General features: G+C 59.9%; 15 protein-coding genes and 2 pseudogenes. 3 read left to right on the top strand and 14 right to left on the bottom strand.

Annotated features, from left to right (window positions below):
* Positions 1-404: 404 nt before the first annotated feature.
* Together MF270_RS17200 and MF270_RS17195 are read right to left on the bottom strand one after the other, a co-directional pair.
* Positions 405-1,109: a glutathione S-transferase family protein gene (locus MF270_RS17200; protein WP_027264407.1), complete on the bottom strand. Its 705-nt coding sequence runs from the start codon at positions 1,107-1,109 to the stop codon at positions 405-407.
* Positions 1,106-1,540, bottom strand: coding sequence for a DoxX family protein (locus MF270_RS17195; protein ID WP_036051600.1), 435 nt, complete (start codon positions 1,538-1,540; stop codon positions 1,106-1,108). Before MF270_RS17195 ends, MF270_RS17200 begins: the two co-directional genes overlap by 4 nt.
* A gap of 98 nt (positions 1,541-1,638) precedes the next feature.
* On the opposite strand from MF270_RS17195, the gene MF270_RS17190 reads away from it, so the two are divergent.
* A complete protein-coding gene (locus MF270_RS17190; RefSeq protein WP_036051603.1) occupies positions 1,639-2,067 on the top strand; it encodes a MarR family winged helix-turn-helix transcriptional regulator in 429 nt (142 codons plus the stop codon).
* Between the two features lie 89 nt (positions 2,068-2,156).
* Here the strand turns inward: MF270_RS17190 and MF270_RS17185 are convergent, their stop codons facing one another.
* Positions 2,157-2,354, bottom strand: coding sequence for a DNA-3-methyladenine glycosylase I (locus MF270_RS17185; RefSeq protein ID WP_258095275.1), 198 nt, complete (start codon positions 2,352-2,354; stop codon positions 2,157-2,159).
* Positions 2,355-2,551: 197 nt separating this feature from the next.
* On the opposite strand from MF270_RS17185, the pseudogene MF270_RS17180 reads away from it, so the two are divergent.
* A pseudogene (locus MF270_RS17180) lies at positions 2,552-3,753 on the top strand (IS256 family transposase).
* A 67-nt stretch (positions 3,754-3,820) separates the two neighbouring features.
* Here MF270_RS17180 and MF270_RS17175 read toward each other — a convergent pair.
* From MF270_RS17175 to MF270_RS17150, 6 genes and pseudogenes are all read right to left on the bottom strand, one after another.
* Positions 3,821-4,090 (bottom strand): annotated as a pseudogene (locus MF270_RS17175) (DNA-3-methyladenine glycosylase I); the annotation flags it as partial.
* 305 nt (positions 4,091-4,395) lie between these two features.
* Positions 4,396-4,851 carry a PaaI family thioesterase gene (locus MF270_RS17170; RefSeq protein WP_027264411.1) on the bottom strand — a complete coding sequence of 152 codons (456 nt, stop codon included), beginning with the start codon at positions 4,849-4,851 and terminating at the stop codon, positions 4,396-4,398.
* A 21-nt stretch (positions 4,852-4,872) separates the two neighbouring features.
* On the bottom strand, positions 4,873-5,577 hold the full coding sequence (locus MF270_RS17165) for a helix-turn-helix domain-containing protein (RefSeq protein WP_223228098.1): 705 nt from the start codon (positions 5,575-5,577) through the stop codon (positions 4,873-4,875).
* Positions 5,578-5,581: 4 nt separating this feature from the next.
* Positions 5,582-6,436 (bottom strand): SDR family oxidoreductase, encoded by an 855-nt coding sequence (locus tag MF270_RS17160; RefSeq protein ID WP_027264413.1) that lies wholly within the window; start codon positions 6,434-6,436, stop codon positions 5,582-5,584.
* Entirely contained in the window at positions 6,433-8,370 is a 1,938-nt protein-coding gene (locus tag MF270_RS17155) for an AMP-binding protein (RefSeq protein WP_027264414.1), read from the bottom strand. The genes MF270_RS17160 and MF270_RS17155 overlap by 4 nt, the downstream gene beginning before the upstream one ends.
* Positions 8,371-8,483: 113 nt before the next feature.
* Entirely contained in the window at positions 8,484-9,272 is a 789-nt protein-coding gene (locus MF270_RS17150) for a glucose 1-dehydrogenase (protein WP_235889206.1), read from the bottom strand.
* Between the two features lie 64 nt (positions 9,273-9,336).
* Between MF270_RS17150 and MF270_RS17145 the strand changes: the two genes are divergently transcribed.
* The gene (locus MF270_RS17145; protein WP_272490802.1) at positions 9,337-10,737 is read left to right on the top strand and encodes a TetR/AcrR family transcriptional regulator; all 1,401 of its coding nucleotides are present in this window, start codon (positions 9,337-9,339) and stop codon (positions 10,735-10,737) included.
* Here the strand turns inward: MF270_RS17145 and MF270_RS17140 are convergent.
* From MF270_RS17140 to MF270_RS17120, 5 genes are read right to left on the bottom strand one after another with little or no spacing between them, the layout of a single operon-like run.
* Positions 10,719-11,120 (bottom strand): PaaI family thioesterase, encoded by a 402-nt coding sequence (locus MF270_RS17140; protein ID WP_027264416.1) that lies wholly within the window; start codon positions 11,118-11,120, stop codon positions 10,719-10,721. The two genes, MF270_RS17145 and MF270_RS17140, sit on opposite strands and share 19 nt — an antisense overlap.
* The gene (locus MF270_RS17135) at positions 11,120-11,602 is read right to left on the bottom strand and encodes a PaaI family thioesterase (protein WP_027264417.1); all 483 of its coding nucleotides are present in this window, start codon (positions 11,600-11,602) and stop codon (positions 11,120-11,122) included. The genes MF270_RS17140 and MF270_RS17135 overlap by 1 nt, the downstream gene beginning before the upstream one ends.
* A gap of 12 nt (positions 11,603-11,614) precedes the next feature.
* Positions 11,615-12,418 carry an enoyl-CoA hydratase-related protein gene (locus MF270_RS17130; protein WP_027264418.1) on the bottom strand — a complete coding sequence of 268 codons (804 nt, stop codon included), beginning with the start codon at positions 12,416-12,418 and terminating at the stop codon, positions 11,615-11,617.
* Positions 12,411-13,265 (bottom strand): SDR family NAD(P)-dependent oxidoreductase, encoded by an 855-nt coding sequence (locus MF270_RS17125; RefSeq protein WP_027264419.1) that lies wholly within the window; start codon positions 13,263-13,265, stop codon positions 12,411-12,413. Before MF270_RS17125 ends, MF270_RS17130 begins: the two co-directional genes overlap by 8 nt.
* Before the next feature lie 11 nt (positions 13,266-13,276).
* On the bottom strand, positions 13,277-14,431 hold the full coding sequence (locus MF270_RS17120) for an acyl-CoA dehydrogenase family protein (protein WP_272490804.1): 1,155 nt from the start codon (positions 14,429-14,431) through the stop codon (positions 13,277-13,279).
* Positions 14,432-14,460: the final 29 nt, after the last annotated feature.

Raw genomic sequence — 14,460 nt, 5'->3', positions numbered from 1 at the left:
CGTTCCTTTCATCGTTGCGATGAGCTTCTCATCCCCGCCCTTTGGAGTAGCCCCCTGAAAGAGGTCCACCAACTGGGATAGATTGACCCGCGATTGATGTGCTGCCCTCTGTCGGACCACAGGGCTGCGGGTATTCCGGGGGATTGAGCTCAGGAGGATTCTTCGATCCCTAAGCCATTAATCAGCGCGATCGGTGGTTTGTTCCAGGTTGCGCTGTGGGAGCAGCAGGTAACCCGGCGCTTCGCACGGACGGGCATGGAATGCCGGCAAGTGCCGGTTGACGCTGCTGCGGGCCTTCAAGGGAAAGTCGGCGACTATCCGATGTGCGGGACAAAGCGGACATTCGCCAAGCGACCTCAAACGTCCGGTTCTGTACTGCGGCCCGACAAAACGATATCAAGTGATCAGCGGTCAGCCGATCGCACCTGTGTAACTGTCTTCTTCGGCCCTCCTGTCTGCATGATCTGGGACAGGTAAGAATTGCGCCGTCTGATGAAGTCACGCAGAAGGGTCGGGTAATCTTCACTGACGGCATTCTTCACAGAAACCCGACGCTCCAGTTCATGTCGCCAGGCCCTTACACGGGCAAGCCCTGTGAAGACGCCAAACTCTCCGATGGTGTCAAAAACGTCGAAATAGCGGAAGACCGGGCCGAATACGACATCGACGAGGCTGAACCGGTGGCCATCGAACCATGGTCCCTCCCCAAGCTCCGCGTCCAGCCGAAGGAACTTTGAGCGGAGCGCCGCCACTTTTTCTTCCAACGCTTTCTCGTTCGGCGCCGAGTAGAACCCCGCAATGTCGTTCAAGACAGCAGATCCAAATTCAATCCAGGCACGGTGGCGGGCGCGATCGAGAGCGTCGTGCGGATGGAGCGCGTGGGGTTGTGTATCCTCAAGATATTCGAGGATAACCGCAGATTCGAAAATCGGCGTCCCGTCCACAACCAGGACAGGCGTCTTGCCCAGCGGAGATATGGCAAGAAACCAGTCGGGCTTGTTCGAAAGATCGATGTCAGTTCTCTCGAACGTGACACCTTTCTCAGTGAGCGAGATCGCCGCGCGCTGCACATATGGGCAGAGCGCATGGCTAATGAGGTGGAGGCTCATGTTGTCTCTCCCGCCATCTGCACGTTACCGGGCGCGAAGGAAGGGCTGAGGGCGAAACGGCCGTCGCCCAGAAGCCCTTGCACGATGGCAAGCAGCGTCAGATAGGCCGGGTATTCCCACCCGCCGTTCTCGTATCCGAACATCCAGCCGTTTCCGGAGTGAGCCCAGGTCGCACCGGCCAGGATGGGCACGGTCGCCGATGCGACCCACCGAGCCTGTACGCCGAGGACCAAAAGGGCACCGGCAATCGCCTCGACTGCAAAGACCATATAAGCAAACCAGCCGGGCAGCCCGATCGAAATGAAGAACTGCGCCGTTCCGGGAAGTGTGAAAATGAAGAGCTTGAGAAACAGGCTGTGCGCCAGGAACATGATCCCGAGTGCTATACGGAGCAGGAATATCCCAAATTCTGTGAGGTGCGATTGTGACATGATATGATCCCATATGTCGATGCATTGGCATCTATATATGCCGCGTCATATGCCGCGTCAAGGTTGATGCACTTACATGTACATGATAGGTGCTGGGTATGAACGAGATTGACCATGCTACTGAGGCCGCCTGGACAGCCCTCATGACTAAAAGCCGCGTTTTGCTTGAGGCTGTCGAAACGTCTCTGAAATCGGCAGGATACCCGCCACTTGCATGGTATGACGCGCTTCTGGAACTCGAGAAGGCAGGCCCAGACGGACTCCGGCCATTCGAACTCAAAGACCGGATTTTGTTACCCCAATACGGTACATCGCGGTTGCTGAACCGTATGGTGAAAGCAGGGCTGGTGGACCGACAGGACTGCTTGGAAGATGGGCGAGGTCAAAACATTTCTATCTCTGAAAAGGGTAAATCTGTCAGGAGGGCGATGTGGCCGATCTATGAACGGGTTCTGTCGGAAAGGATCGGCGCAAAGCTGAAACCCAAAGACGCCGCTCAATTGGCCACGCTACTCTCAAGGCTCTGAAGTCTCGGTCGACTGACGCGAAACCTGTCTGTGACTTTCCACGCTAAGTGGCCCTGAATTTTTTTTCACGTTAATTGGCCGACAGTTGCCTATGTCGGTGTGCGAAGGGTGTTTCGGGCTGTTTCGACGTCCTTTCGCATCCAACAGACTTCTGCGTGATCGTTGATAAATCCCATGGCCTGCATGAATGCATATACGGTGGTCGGTCCCACGAATTTGAAGCCAAGCTTTCGTAGGTCTTTGGAAAGGGTCTCGGACGCTGGTGATTTGGACCGCATTTGTGGCAGTGCGTCGTCCTTGGCAGGTTCATATAGCCAGATGAATGGGTCACGTCCCTTGGAGAGGTGTAACTCTGGGTCGCGCCCTTGATGGCGTCCGCGTTCCGCATGAGGCGCTGTAGGACGGCATCAAGGGCGCGGTGGTCATCGGAAAATTTTCGGTAGGGTCGGGTTGCTGAACCAACCTGAACCGAAGGAAGACCCCGATGACCAAACCCATGATGGACCTGCGAGAGCTTGTGGAGAAGAGCGCAGACGCCGATCTTCTTCGAGATATGATCGGTTTTGCCGCCGAGCGGCTGATGGAACTCGAGGTTGGCGCGAAGACAGGCGCCGACTATGGCGAGAAGAATCCGGCACGGCTTGTGCAGCGGAACGGTTACCGAGATCGGGACTGGCAGACGCGGGCCGGGAACGTGGAGTTGCGCATCCCAAAGCTGCGCAGCGGCAGCTATTTCCCGTCCTTTCTCGAGCCGCGCCGGGCCACCGAGAAGGCCCTGACGGCGGTCATTCAGGAGGCCTATGTCCACGGCGTCTCGACCCGATCCATGGACGATCTGGTCCAGGCGATGGGCGGGACCGGCATCTCGAAGAGCCAGGTCAGCCGCCTGTGCGAGGAAATCGACGAACGCGTCGATACTTTTCTCACCCGCCCGATCGAGGGCGAATGGCCCTACCTCTGGATCGACGCCACCTATCTCAAGGTCCGACAGGGCGGTCGTATCGTCTCCGTCGCCGTGACCATTGCCGTCGGCGTCAACACGGACGGGCGCCGCGAGGTGCTGGGCATGTCCATCGGGCCGTCCGAGGCCGAGACGTTCTGGACCGATTTCCTGCGCGACCTGGTGCGCCGCGGACTGAACGGGGTGAAGCTGGTGATCAGCGACGCACACGAGGGGATCAAGGCTGCCACGGCGCGTGTCCTGTCCACCACCTGGCAGCGCTGCCGCGTGCATTTCCAGCGAAATGCGCTCGCCCATGCCGGCAAGAGCAGCCGTCGCGTCATATCAGCCTTCATCGCCACCGCCTTCGCCCAGCCGGACCATGCGGCGGCCAAGACCCAATGGCGAAACGTCGCCGACCAGATGCGGGGCAAGCTGCCCAAGCTCGCGACCCTCATGGATGGCGCCGAGGAGGACGTGCTGGCCTACATGACCTTCCCCCAGCAACACCGGGCGAAGTTACACTCGACCAATCCGATCGAACGTCTGAACGGCGAGATCAAGCGGCGCACCGATGTCGTCGGGATCTTTCCCAATGAAGCCTCGATCCGGCGTCTCGTCGGCGCGATCCTGATGGAGCAGACTGAGGAATGGGCCGTCCAGCGCTCTCGCTACATGACACTGGAAACCTTGGGCCCGTCTGCGATGATCCCATCGTCAGCCTGCCTGCCGCGCAGACGGACTGACCAGCTCGGCGCGCCGAAAACCAGCTGGCCAGCCTTGAGCTACACCACCAATTGGGACGTGATCGATGAATGCGGCGAAGGAGCCTTCCTCTTGGACGACCTCGAAAGTACGGCGAGCGTTGTTGATCACGGCTTCGATCTTGCCTCGATAGCGAACAATTCCTTCATCGGCAAGTAGGCGCTCAATGTCGTTGTCGTCAAAGTTCGCAACTCCCCGAAAGTCGAACCCGGCGAAGGCAGCACGAAAGTTCTCGCGCTTGGCCAGAATGGTGCGCCAGCTCAGCCCTGACTGGAAACTCCGGCGTGACGGCAGCCCATCGGCACCGTGGGCGTCCATCCGTTCCAATTACGGTTGCAGCATCAGGCCGCTGCCGCATAAACTTGAACAGAAACCGAACCAGATCCTCCGTTACGATACAGTCTCAGCTCTCCGAAAAACCCTGACGACGGACAATCGGCGACCGCACTGCTAAAAGCTAACATTACCGCTTGACAGGTCTGAACCTGCTGGCGGCGATCTGGATACCGCGCGCGCCTACGGGAAACGGTTGGCCGAGGTCGCGAGCCGCTGGAACAGCTGATCCAGCTGTCTGAATAATCGGCCCGACCGCCCGGATCGGATGTGCTGCGGCCGGGTTGCGCTCAGTCCGCGACCCCCGCCCGCCCGATCAGCGCCATGAGCGTTCCGGTCATCGTTGCGACGAGCTTTTCATCCTGGCCCTTCACGGCATAGGCACGCGCCTCGCATATGGTCAGCGTCCTGCCTGGTTTCACCACGTCAGCGACGAAGCGAAACCGTTCGCCGTCCGCCGGGTTGAGTAGGTTGATCTTGAATTCGGCCGTCAACACTGCCGCGTCCGCTGGCATCAGCGAAAAGGCCGCGTATCCGCAGGCGCTGTCCAGCGCTGTCGACACGATTCCGGCATGCAAAAACCCATGCTGCTGGGTCAGTGCAACCTGATGTGCCATTTCCAGAACGATGCGGCCGGGTAACAACTCGGCAATGCTGATCCCCAACGTGTTCATCACCTTCTGGCGATCGAAACTGTTGCGCACGCGTGCGTCATAGTCGGGGTTTTTCGGTTTGAATTGTGTCATGGCGGGTCTTCCTCTTCGATTTCATTCGTCAATGACCAATCTTAGGCGGTCTTTGAGGCGCGTATCTTGTAGCGAAAGGTCAAAACGACGCGGAATAGACAGAGCGCGCAACGCGCCGGGCGGTTTGCCGGCGAAGATCCGGCAAGCGGCGGACAAGTGAGATTGATCGTAATATCCGGCGTCCAGCGCCAGATCGCTCAGCGGCAGGGTCTTTGACGCAAGCTGCCCGAGAGCCCGGCGAAAGCGTCGCAAGGTCGCAAGCCGCCGCCGCGACACGCCGGTTTCCGCCCGCACCTTTCGACGTTTGGTCCGGTCGCTGTAAGCTCCGGTTGGTGCGGCAAAGCTCAGGTCTCTCGCAAGGCCGTCAAGCACCGCGATGAGCGCAGGCAGGTCATCGTCCCCGGTCTGAATCCGGGCCAGTTCTGAGGCCAGCATGTCCAGCCCTTTGGAGTCGGGAAATCGCTGCGGTCGTGACGACAGTCGCAGCCCGGCCACGACACCCTGGAATGGCCTTGGGCGGGGCGAAAAATAGGGGCGCGGTTCTGCCAGCGATACGCGCCCGCCGCCGCTGTCGTCGCGCGTTACCGAAAGGGTAAAGAGGTCGGTTGCGAACCGCCCGCGTCCACCACCGCTCAGCACACCGGTATCGCGGAACACGAACAAATGGTCGATCTGTTTGGCCGCTTCCTCAGGCGGCGCCAGTTCGAGATAAAGCGGCGCCGCCATCAGGTTACTTGACGAAAGCATCCCGGTTCTCGGCGACGAAATCGGCAAATCGGCGCGCCGGGCGTCCCATCACATCGCTGACCGTGGTCTCGATGCCGGCAAGGTAGCCCTTGGGCGCGATGGAAGCCAATTCGACCATGGCTCTGGCGACCTCGTCCTGCATTCCGCCAGCCACCATGCCCGCCTTGGCATTTTCGGCCGACAGGGGTGCGCAGGTGACAGTGCGCCCGGTCACCCTGGACAGGAGGGCGGCGATATCTTCTCCGGTAAGAGCTTCGGGCCCGGTCAGACCAAGAGCCTTGCCTTCGTAACCCGGAGCGGTCAGCGCCTCGGCGGCGACATCCGCGATGTCGCGGGCGTCGATCCAGGCCACGGGGCCGCCCAGATCGTCATAGTACACGGCGTCCTTTGCAATGTTACCGGCCTGCCACAGCAGGTTCTGCATGAAATAGGTCGGCTGGACAAAGGTCCAGTCAAGGCCGCTTTGCTTCAGCAGCTCCTGGGTTTCGGAATGCCACTTTCCAAAGGTCAGCCCCGCCTTGGGCGACGCGCCAAGCCCCGTGGCCACAACGATATGGCGCACGCCCGCGGCCTTGGCCGCCTCGATCACGTTCGCCTTCCACTGGCGCATGTTCAGATGGGCAGGCGTGACCAGGTATATCTTTTCTGCCCCGTCACAGGCCCGCGCCAGCGCGGCAGGGTCCGTGAAATCCGCGACGACCGCCTCGCATCCTTTGGCCTTTAGCGCGTCTAACTTTGAGAGGTCGCTGGTGACAGCGCGCACGGTCGCGCCTTTTGCCAGAAGCGTGTCGACGAGGGGCGCACCAGTCGTGCCCGTGGCTCCGAAAACAGTGATCATGACTTTTCCTTTTGCAGGTCTGCGATGGGCTGAATGGTTTCCGGGTTGCTGATCGACGACAGATCGCCTGGATCTTCACCGAGAAAGGCGGCGCGCACGACACGGCGCATGGTTTTCATGCTGCGGGTCTTGGGCAGCGCTTCGACAAAGTGGATCTCGCGCGGGCGGAAGGGTTTCGAGACGATCTCCCCGACACGATCCTTGAGCCGGTTCACGAGCTCCGCGTCCGGCGACACATTTGGTGCCGCCACGCAGACGCAGACGACAGCCACGCCCTTGATGTCATCAGGTGCCGCGATGGCCGCGGCGTCCACCACCTCTCCGGTTTCGGTCAGGGCCGCCTCGATCTCGGGCGGGCCGATGCGTTTGCCGGCGATGTTCAGCGTGTCGTCCGACCGGCCCAGGATATACCATGTCCCGTCCGGATCGCAGCGCACCCAGTCGCCGTGCCGCCAGAGGCCGGGGAAGGTGGACCAGTAGGTGTCAAGGTAGCGATCGCGGTCCCCCCTGATGGCCGGGGTCAGACCCAGAGGCGGCTGGGTCACGACCAGTTCGCCGACCTCGCCCGGTGCGGCTTCGCTGCCGTCCTGGCGCAGAACCTTGGCCCCGACACCCAGGGCCTGGGCCGAAAATCCGCCGGGCTTGAGCTCGTGCAGCACGGTCGAGGTCAGGATCGCGCCAAAAAGCTCGGTCCCGCCCGAGATGTTCAGCGGCACGGCGCGGCGGCGACAGATATGATCGAGCTGCCAGAGCCAGGCATCCTCGGTCCAGGGCTCGCCGGTCGAGGCGACGATGCGCAGGGACGACAAGTCGTAGCCCGACAAAGATTCAGTATCCTGCGTCATGAACTGCCGTACCAGGGTCGGGGCCACGCCGAGATGCGTGACCTCCATCTCGGACGCAAGACGCAGCAGCCTGAAGGGATCGCCGGGCATTGATGGTGCGCCCTCGGCCAGCACCAGAGTCGAACCGGACAAGAGCACCGATAAAAGGGTGAGCGGTCCCATGACCCACCCCATGTCGGTCATCCAGAGGTGCCGGTCATCCCGTTTCATGTCGAGGCAAAGCAGGAAATCGGCCGTGGCCTTGGCCTGCACGCCCAAATGGGTATGCACGACACCCTTGGGCCGCCCGGTGGTGCCCGATGTATAGGCGATGAGAAAGGTGTCATCGGCACTGACGGGAACGGCGGCAAACTCCGGACTGGCGCGGCCCACTGTTTCGGTCCAGTCCAGATCGCGGGCCGGATCGGCCACCGCATCGCCGAACCGTCGCAGGCTGATCACGGTATGAACCGATGGTACGTCGGTCAAAGCCTGGGCAAGGGTCGCTTCCATCCAGACCGGCTTGCCTCGCCGGGGTGTGGCATCCGCCGTCAACACCGCCACGGCATCCGCGTCGTTCAGGCGCGATACGATGGCATGGGGCGCAAAACCGGAAAACAGCGGCACCGCAACCGCGCCCAGCCGGGCAATACCCAGAAGCGCGGCCTCGATTTCGGGGATCATCGGCATATAGATGCCCACCGCCTGACCGGGCCTTACACCGCGCGTGGCAAGGGCCGAGGCGACGCGGGAGGCTTCGGCGGTAAGGTCGGAATAGGTCCAGCGGCGGCGGCTTCCGTCTTCGCCGACCCAGTCGATTGCGACCTTGTCGCCCAAGCCATCGGCAATTCGGGCGTCAAGACAGGTTTCCGTCAGATTCAAAGTACTCCCGACGGCCCACCGGATCGATTCGGGCCCTTCGGAGATATCTCGCAACCGGCTGTAGGGCCGCGCGAACCGTATCCCGGCATGGTCAATGATCTGGCCCCAGAACCAGTCTGGGTCTTCATTCGAACGGCGGACGAGTTCCTCGTAACTGTCAATGCCGCAGCCCTTCAGAAATGAGGTCAGCGTGCTTGTCCGCTGGATGTCAGAGCCTGGCTGAAACATTCGCAACCTTTCTAGAATGAAAAAGGGCCGCACATAAGGCGCGGCCAGTCGGGGAGGTAACTCTTGGCACGGTATGGCAGCAGCGCCTTGAGTCCGGCGCTGCTGCCAGCGTTTTAACCGTGCATGGACAGGCCGCCCGAAACCGAAATCACCTGGCCGGTAATGAACCCTGCGTCGTCCGACGACAGGAAGCAGATGATGCCAGGGTAATCCGTCGGCTGCGCAAGACGCTTCATCGGAATCGCCCGCTTGAGACCTTCGGCGATCTTTTGACCGGCCTCGCCCTCGGCAACCTGAGCGAACAGCGGCGTATCGGTCGGGCCGGGGGCGACCGCATTCAATTGAATACCTTTACGCGCCAGTTCGCGCGCTACGGTTTTGGTGAACGAGATGATGCCACCCTTGCAGGCCGAATACACGGCTTCGCCGGATGATCCGACGCGTCCGGCGTCGGACGCGATGTTGACCACACGGCCGCCGCCGTTCTTGACCATGCCCGGAAGCACCGCGTGATGCATATTCAGCGGACCGTAAAGATTTATGTCGATGACCTTTTTCCAAAGGTCGGGATCGGTGTCGAGGAACGGTTTGATCACGTCCCAGCCGGCATTGTTCACCAGCACATCGACCGGACCCCCGGCCTCGAACTCGGCTACAGCCTTGTCGACCTGGGCACGGTCGGTGATGTCCACCTTGAAGGCCTGCGCCTTGCCGCCGGCCTCGGTGATCAGGCGAACCGTTTCCTTCGCCCCGTCTTCGCTCATGTCAAAGATCGCAATCTCGGCACCTTCTTCGCCGAACCGTTCGCACACCGCGCGCCCGATGCCGCTGCCGCCGCCGGTCACGATCACGCGTTTTCCACTCAACCCTCGCATATGGAGGTCCTCCTCTTCCGCTATCATCTTGGCAAAGAACTTGATTCGGAACGTTCCTTGCGTTATTCTAACATTTGTTAGATTTAATGCAATGGACAGTCTCGTGTCCCGCAAGTATCGAAATGGAATGGTACACAAGACTGACCCACCCAGGACACTGAGCGAAGACTTGAGCAAGTCTGAGAGGACACGTGAGGGTATCCTTTCGGCGGCTGCGCGACTTTTTCGGTATGAAGGCTATCACGCAACGACTATGCGCGACATCGCGCAGGAAGCTGGCATTGAGGCCGGCAGCATTTATTATCATTTTCAATCCAAAGACCAGATTCTGAGCGAAGTTCTCGATCTTGGCGTCCGTCAACTATATCAGGCGGTCAGTGAAATCGTTCGGTCGGCACCGACAAGTTCGGAGGGTTTTCGCAAGACCTTCGAATTGCTGATTGAAACACATCTGAACTATCTCTTGACCGACAGCGACTTCACGTCAGCCAATATTCGGAACTATCCGATGTTGTCGGACGAAACACGCGCCCCGCATCGCGAATTGCGTGCATCATATGCAGGGGCCTGGGGCAAATTCCTGAATGACGCCAAACGCGCCGGCCACCTTCGAAGCGACATATCCACTGCTGTGATCCGCCAGTTCATCCTGAGTGCCATGAACTGGACCGTAGAATGGTACGATGTCGACAAGTATCCGGTGCGCATCCTCGCGGTACGAATGAGTAAGCTGATACTTGACGGAATGTGTCCACATCGCAAGGCGGGTACCGAAGGCTTGAAGCTGTGCCCCGCCACTCCCGCCAAGATCCCGGATCCCGACGGCAAGGCGGCTAAGACCCGTGCAGAAATTCTAAAGGCCGCAGCGCGCGTTCTGAGGGACAATGGCTACAAGGCGACCACGCTGAGAAAGATCGCGGAAGAAGCGGACATGAAAGCGGGAAGCGTCTATTACCATTTCAACTCCAAGGAAGCGATCGTTGACGAAGTTCTAAACGCCGGACTGAGGGACTTGCTAGCAGGTGTCGAAGCCGCCGTTCGGAAATTCGATGCCCCGTACGATCATTACGCCAGGATAGCGACTGCAATCTGGGCGCACCTGGATTTCCTCTTCAAGGCAAGCGAATTCACCTCGGCGAATATCAGAAGCTATGGAATGCTCCCCAATCATTTCAGGGAGAGGCACAGGGGTATTCGCCGTGAGTATGGAAAACTCTGGGATCGGATACTCCGTGAAGCTCAGGACGACGGTGCCATACGGTCGGATATCAAGATCGTCCCCTTGCGCCAGGTGATGTTGGGTGCCTTAAACTGGACGGTGGAATGGTTCGACCCGAACAAGGCAGGAGTGGAAGGATATCTATCACTGCCTGAATTCTCCAGCATGCTCATCAATCTGTTATTGGAAGGCATTTGTAACCGGGAAGCGACCCCGTCCACAGGACAAGGTAGCCCTGAAAGCGGTTGCCCCGGTCAGACCAGAAGGAAGTGATACAGCCCTTCGGCAACCGCCTTTTCCCGATCCGTCTGCCAGCTGAGCACGCTGACGCTTGCCATCCGTTTGCCTTTGCGCGTGACGTTAGCGCGCGCAAAAAGCGGTCCCTTCACACCGGGTCTGAGGTAATCGACGGTCAGGTTGATCGGCTTGGCCGGAACGTCGGCGAAATCGGGCTGTACCGCGATGGCGGCAGTGGCCTCCATAAAACTCGCGATTATGCCGCCATGGTAGTACTCCATGATCGGGTTACCGACATGGCGGTCATCAAAGGTCATTTCCGCCTCAGCATGGAGACTGTCTAGACTTCTGACCTCAAAGTTGAGAAATCGGAAGAACGGCACCCGGGATACATTGGCATTGACAGTTTGCACGTCCATCACGAAGTTTTTCCTTTTGTCATTGCGTCAAACAGGCTGGTTTCGCCGCGCGTCAATGCAAACGAGGCGGTTCCCCTGGCTATTTCAGCATCCTCATGGCCCGCGAACCAGACGCTGCCGGAATTGAAGGCGATGTGGCGGGTCTTGCGAAAACAATGCGCTTGAACGATGACATCCGCGCGTGAACGGGCCGGGCGCAGGTAATCAACTCTGAGGTCAAGAGTGGCCATGGTACTGACGCCTTCGATGGCAACAAAGTTCGCCAGTCCAAAGACACTGTCCAGAAGTGCCGTCAGGATACCACCGTGGAGCAGCGATTGTTCCGCATCGACGCAAAAGTCCGGATTGAACGGCATCCGAACCCGAACACCTTCCGTCGAGACCTCTTCGATCTCAAGCGCCATATGCGTTATCAGACCCTTGCCGCGCGCATTCCACATCTGCGCGATTTGCTCCATCTTCTTTTGGGTGATGTCTGACATGCGATCTTTCCTTTAACGCCCCGTGAAATTGGGTTTTCGTTTTTCGACGAACGCAGCAACCGCCTCGTGGTGGTCTTCGGTCTGATGCATGAGCGCCTGATAGGCCGCCGCGGAATTCAGGAAATCCGGCAGGTCCATCCGTTCGGCATTGCGCATCAGACGCTTGGCGACCCGCACCGCACGCGGCGGTTTCGCGGCGATGACAGCGGCCCGTTCGCGGGCACGTTCCATCAATTTTTCATGAGGCACAAGTTCAAGCACCATACCAAGCTCCAGCGCTTCCTTGGCCTCGACCATGCGCCCTGAGAAGGTCAGATCGGCGGCCTTCTGGTGGCCCAGACGACGCAACAGGAACCAGCTGCCCGCATCGCCCGGAATGATTCCGAGATTCAGAAACACCTCGCCGAACCTTGCTTTTTCCGACGCGATGCGCATGTCGCACATCATGGTCAGGTCGCACCCCGCGCCCACCGCCGGGCCGTTGACTGCGGCGATGGTCGGAATATCCATGTTGTAGAGCGCAAGCGGCAGCCGCTGCACCCCATCAACATAGCTCTGCGCCGCCGCCAGCGGCTCCTTGCGGAACACGCTGTCGGGATCGTTCATTTCCTTGATGTCGCCGCCGGCACAAAAGGCCGGGTCGGCGCCGGTCAGGATCATCACGCTGACCTGAGGATCGGCCTGCACCTTGGCGAAGGTCTTCAGAAGGGCAGCGATCATGTCGTTTCCGGTGACCGGGTTGCGCCGCTCGGGATCGTTCAGCGTAACCGTGGCGATCCTGTCGGAAATCTCCAGAAGGACGGGCTGTTTATTCATTCTTGCCATCTCCCCGTTCGCGTTTTTCGAACATCGCGGGGTTGATCATGTCCCGCGCGTCATGACCCATATGCAAGGTCTCACCGCCGTCTACATAAATGTCTTCTCCGGTGATGAAACCGCCAAGTTTCGAGGCCAGGAAAATGATCGTGCCTGCGATGTCCTCGGCCGCCCCCATCCGGTTTAGCACCGAGCGGTTCAGCTTTTTCCACTGTTCCGGCGGAATCGGATAGCGGCCAAGCGCATCGGTCTTGATCGTGCCCGGCGCGACACAGTTCAGCCGGATGCCGTACTCGCCCCATTCGGCGGCCAGCGTTTTCATCATGCCCGTCACACCGGCGCGGGCGGCGACGGTGTGTGTAAAGCCGGTAAGCGCGGTGCGCGCAGAGATGGCGGTGACAAACACAACCGATCCACCATTGTCGTACATGAAGTGATCCGCCGCTGCCCGGGTCATCTGCCAAGATCCGATCAGGTTGTTGCGGATCACGGCTTCGAAGCCCTTGTTGGTGATATCGCGGGCGGCCGCGATATACTGGCCGCCGGCATTGTTCACCAAGACATCCAACTGCCCATAGTGGTCCTTGATCCGCCCCATCGCAGTTTCAATACTGTCTTCGTCGCGGGTGTCTCCGGGCACGACGAAGGCCTCGCCCCCCGCCGCGCGGATCATTTCGGCGGTCTCTTCCAGCGGCTCTTCCCGGCGCGCGAACAGCGCAAGCCTGGCTCCGCAAGCGGCCATTTCGATCGCCGTCGCCCGGCCCATTCCAGATCCAGACCCCGTGACCAGGGCAACCTGGCCCGCCATGAGATCCGACGCGTAACGCCTTGATTTCGCTTCGCTCATGTTCCGCCCCCTTAGTTCTTCAGCAATTCGCCGGAGATGATGAGTTTGCGAACCTCCTGGGTGCCCGCGCCGACCTCAAGCACGCGACCGGTCCGGTACAGCCGGTTCACTTCGGTATCACGCATGTAGCCTGAGCCGCCGTGAATCTGGACAGCTTTGTCCAGCACGAAGGATGTCGCCTCAGCGGCCTTGTAGATCGCCGCAGCGGTGAGCTTGTGGATTTCGCCGCGCCCGCCTTCGCCCTCTTCGAGGCCTTCACACATGGCAGCGGTGCGCAAGGACAGGCTGCGCGCGGCCTCGATCTGCGTATACATGTCGGCCAGCATCGCCTGAACCATCTGGAAACTGGCGATCGGTTTGCCGAATTGCTGGCGTGTCTTGGCGTAATCGATGGAAATATCCAGCGCCCGCTGCGCAATGCCCAGAGCGTTGAAACAGACGATGGCACGTTCCAGATCAAGTCCGGACATGGTAACGGCAACCCCGCCATCCAGCTTGCCGACCATGTTTCTGGCCGGAACACGGCAATCTTCGAATACCAGTTCGCCCGTCGGCGAGCCGCGGAATCCCATCTTGTTGAGCTTCTGCGCCACCTTGAAACCGGGCGTGTCGGTTTCCACGATAAAGGCGGAAATGCCCTTGGCCCCTTTTTCGGGCGATGTCTTGGCATAGACCAGCACCAGATCGGCAATCGGCCCATTGGTGATGTAGATCTTGGCGCCGTTCAGGATGTAGTCGTCGCCATCCTTTTTGGCCGTGGTCCGCATCGAGCCAAGCGCATCGGACCCCGCGCCGGGTTCGGTCAGGCCCAGAGCACCCACCAGCGTGCCGTTGCACAGGCCCGGCAGGTATTTTCGGCGCAACTCGTCATTGGCGTTGCGATAGATGTTGTTGACGCACAAATTGTCATGGGCCACATGGGTCAGTCCGATGGCCGCCGAGGCCCTAGACATTTCCTCGGTGATGATACAGGCCGAGGTAAAGTCGAGCCCGGCCCCGCCGAATTCCGGCGGCACGTTCAGGCCGAGATATCCCATCTCGCCCAGCTTGGGGAAAACCGAAGGCGGCAGGTCATCAGTATCGTCCATTTCCGCGTTCAGATGGTGGAATTCGGACATGAAGAACTTGCCGGCCTGATCGGCCAGGGCCTGCTGTTCGTCCGTCATGAAATGTGTTGGCAGAGCGGTGTCGTTGC

The sequence above is a fragment of the Mesobacterium pallidum genome (assembly GCF_019966535.1).
GTDB lineage: Bacteria > Pseudomonadota > Alphaproteobacteria > Rhodobacterales > Rhodobacteraceae > Mesobacterium > Mesobacterium pallidum.
Note: the sequence above shows the minus strand (reverse complement) of the source record. Positions and strands in the feature narration are given on the sequence as shown.

Bases quoted from the DNA above. Each gene is read 5' to 3' on its own strand.
- MF270_RS17200 (WP_027264407.1), bottom strand. From the start codon at position 1,109: ATGAGCCTCCACCTCATTAGCCATGCGCTCTGCCCATATGTGCAGCGC.
- MF270_RS17195 (WP_036051600.1), bottom strand. From the start codon at position 1,540: ATGTCACAATCGCACCTCACAGAATTTGGGATATTCCTGCTCCGTATA.
- MF270_RS17190 (WP_036051603.1), top strand. From the start codon at position 1,639: ATGAACGAGATTGACCATGCTACTGAGGCCGCCTGGACAGCCCTCATG.
- MF270_RS17170 (WP_027264411.1), bottom strand. From the start codon at position 4,851: ATGACACAATTCAAACCGAAAAACCCCGACTATGACGCACGCGTGCGC.
- MF270_RS17165 (WP_223228098.1), bottom strand. From the start codon at position 5,577: ATGGCGGCGCCGCTTTATCTCGAACTGGCGCCGCCTGAGGAAGCGGCC.
- MF270_RS17160 (WP_027264413.1), bottom strand. From the start codon at position 6,436: ATGATCACTGTTTTCGGAGCCACGGGCACGACTGGTGCGCCCCTCGTC.
- MF270_RS17155 (WP_027264414.1), bottom strand. From the start codon at position 8,370: ATGTTTCAGCCAGGCTCTGACATCCAGCGGACAAGCACGCTGACCTCA.
- MF270_RS17150 (WP_235889206.1), bottom strand. From the start codon at position 9,272: ATGATAGCGGAAGAGGAGGACCTCCATATGCGAGGGTTGAGTGGAAAA.
- MF270_RS17145 (WP_272490802.1), top strand. From the start codon at position 9,337: ATGGACAGTCTCGTGTCCCGCAAGTATCGAAATGGAATGGTACACAAG.
- MF270_RS17140 (WP_027264416.1), bottom strand. From the start codon at position 11,120: ATGGACGTGCAAACTGTCAATGCCAATGTATCCCGGGTGCCGTTCTTC.
- MF270_RS17135 (WP_027264417.1), bottom strand. From the start codon at position 11,602: ATGTCAGACATCACCCAAAAGAAGATGGAGCAAATCGCGCAGATGTGG.
- MF270_RS17130 (WP_027264418.1), bottom strand. From the start codon at position 12,418: ATGAATAAACAGCCCGTCCTTCTGGAGATTTCCGACAGGATCGCCACG.
- MF270_RS17125 (WP_027264419.1), bottom strand. From the start codon at position 13,265: ATGAGCGAAGCGAAATCAAGGCGTTACGCGTCGGATCTCATGGCGGGC.
- MF270_RS17120 (WP_272490804.1), bottom strand. From the start codon at position 14,431: ATGACGGACGAACAGCAGGCCCTGGCCGATCAGGCCGGCAAGTTCTTC.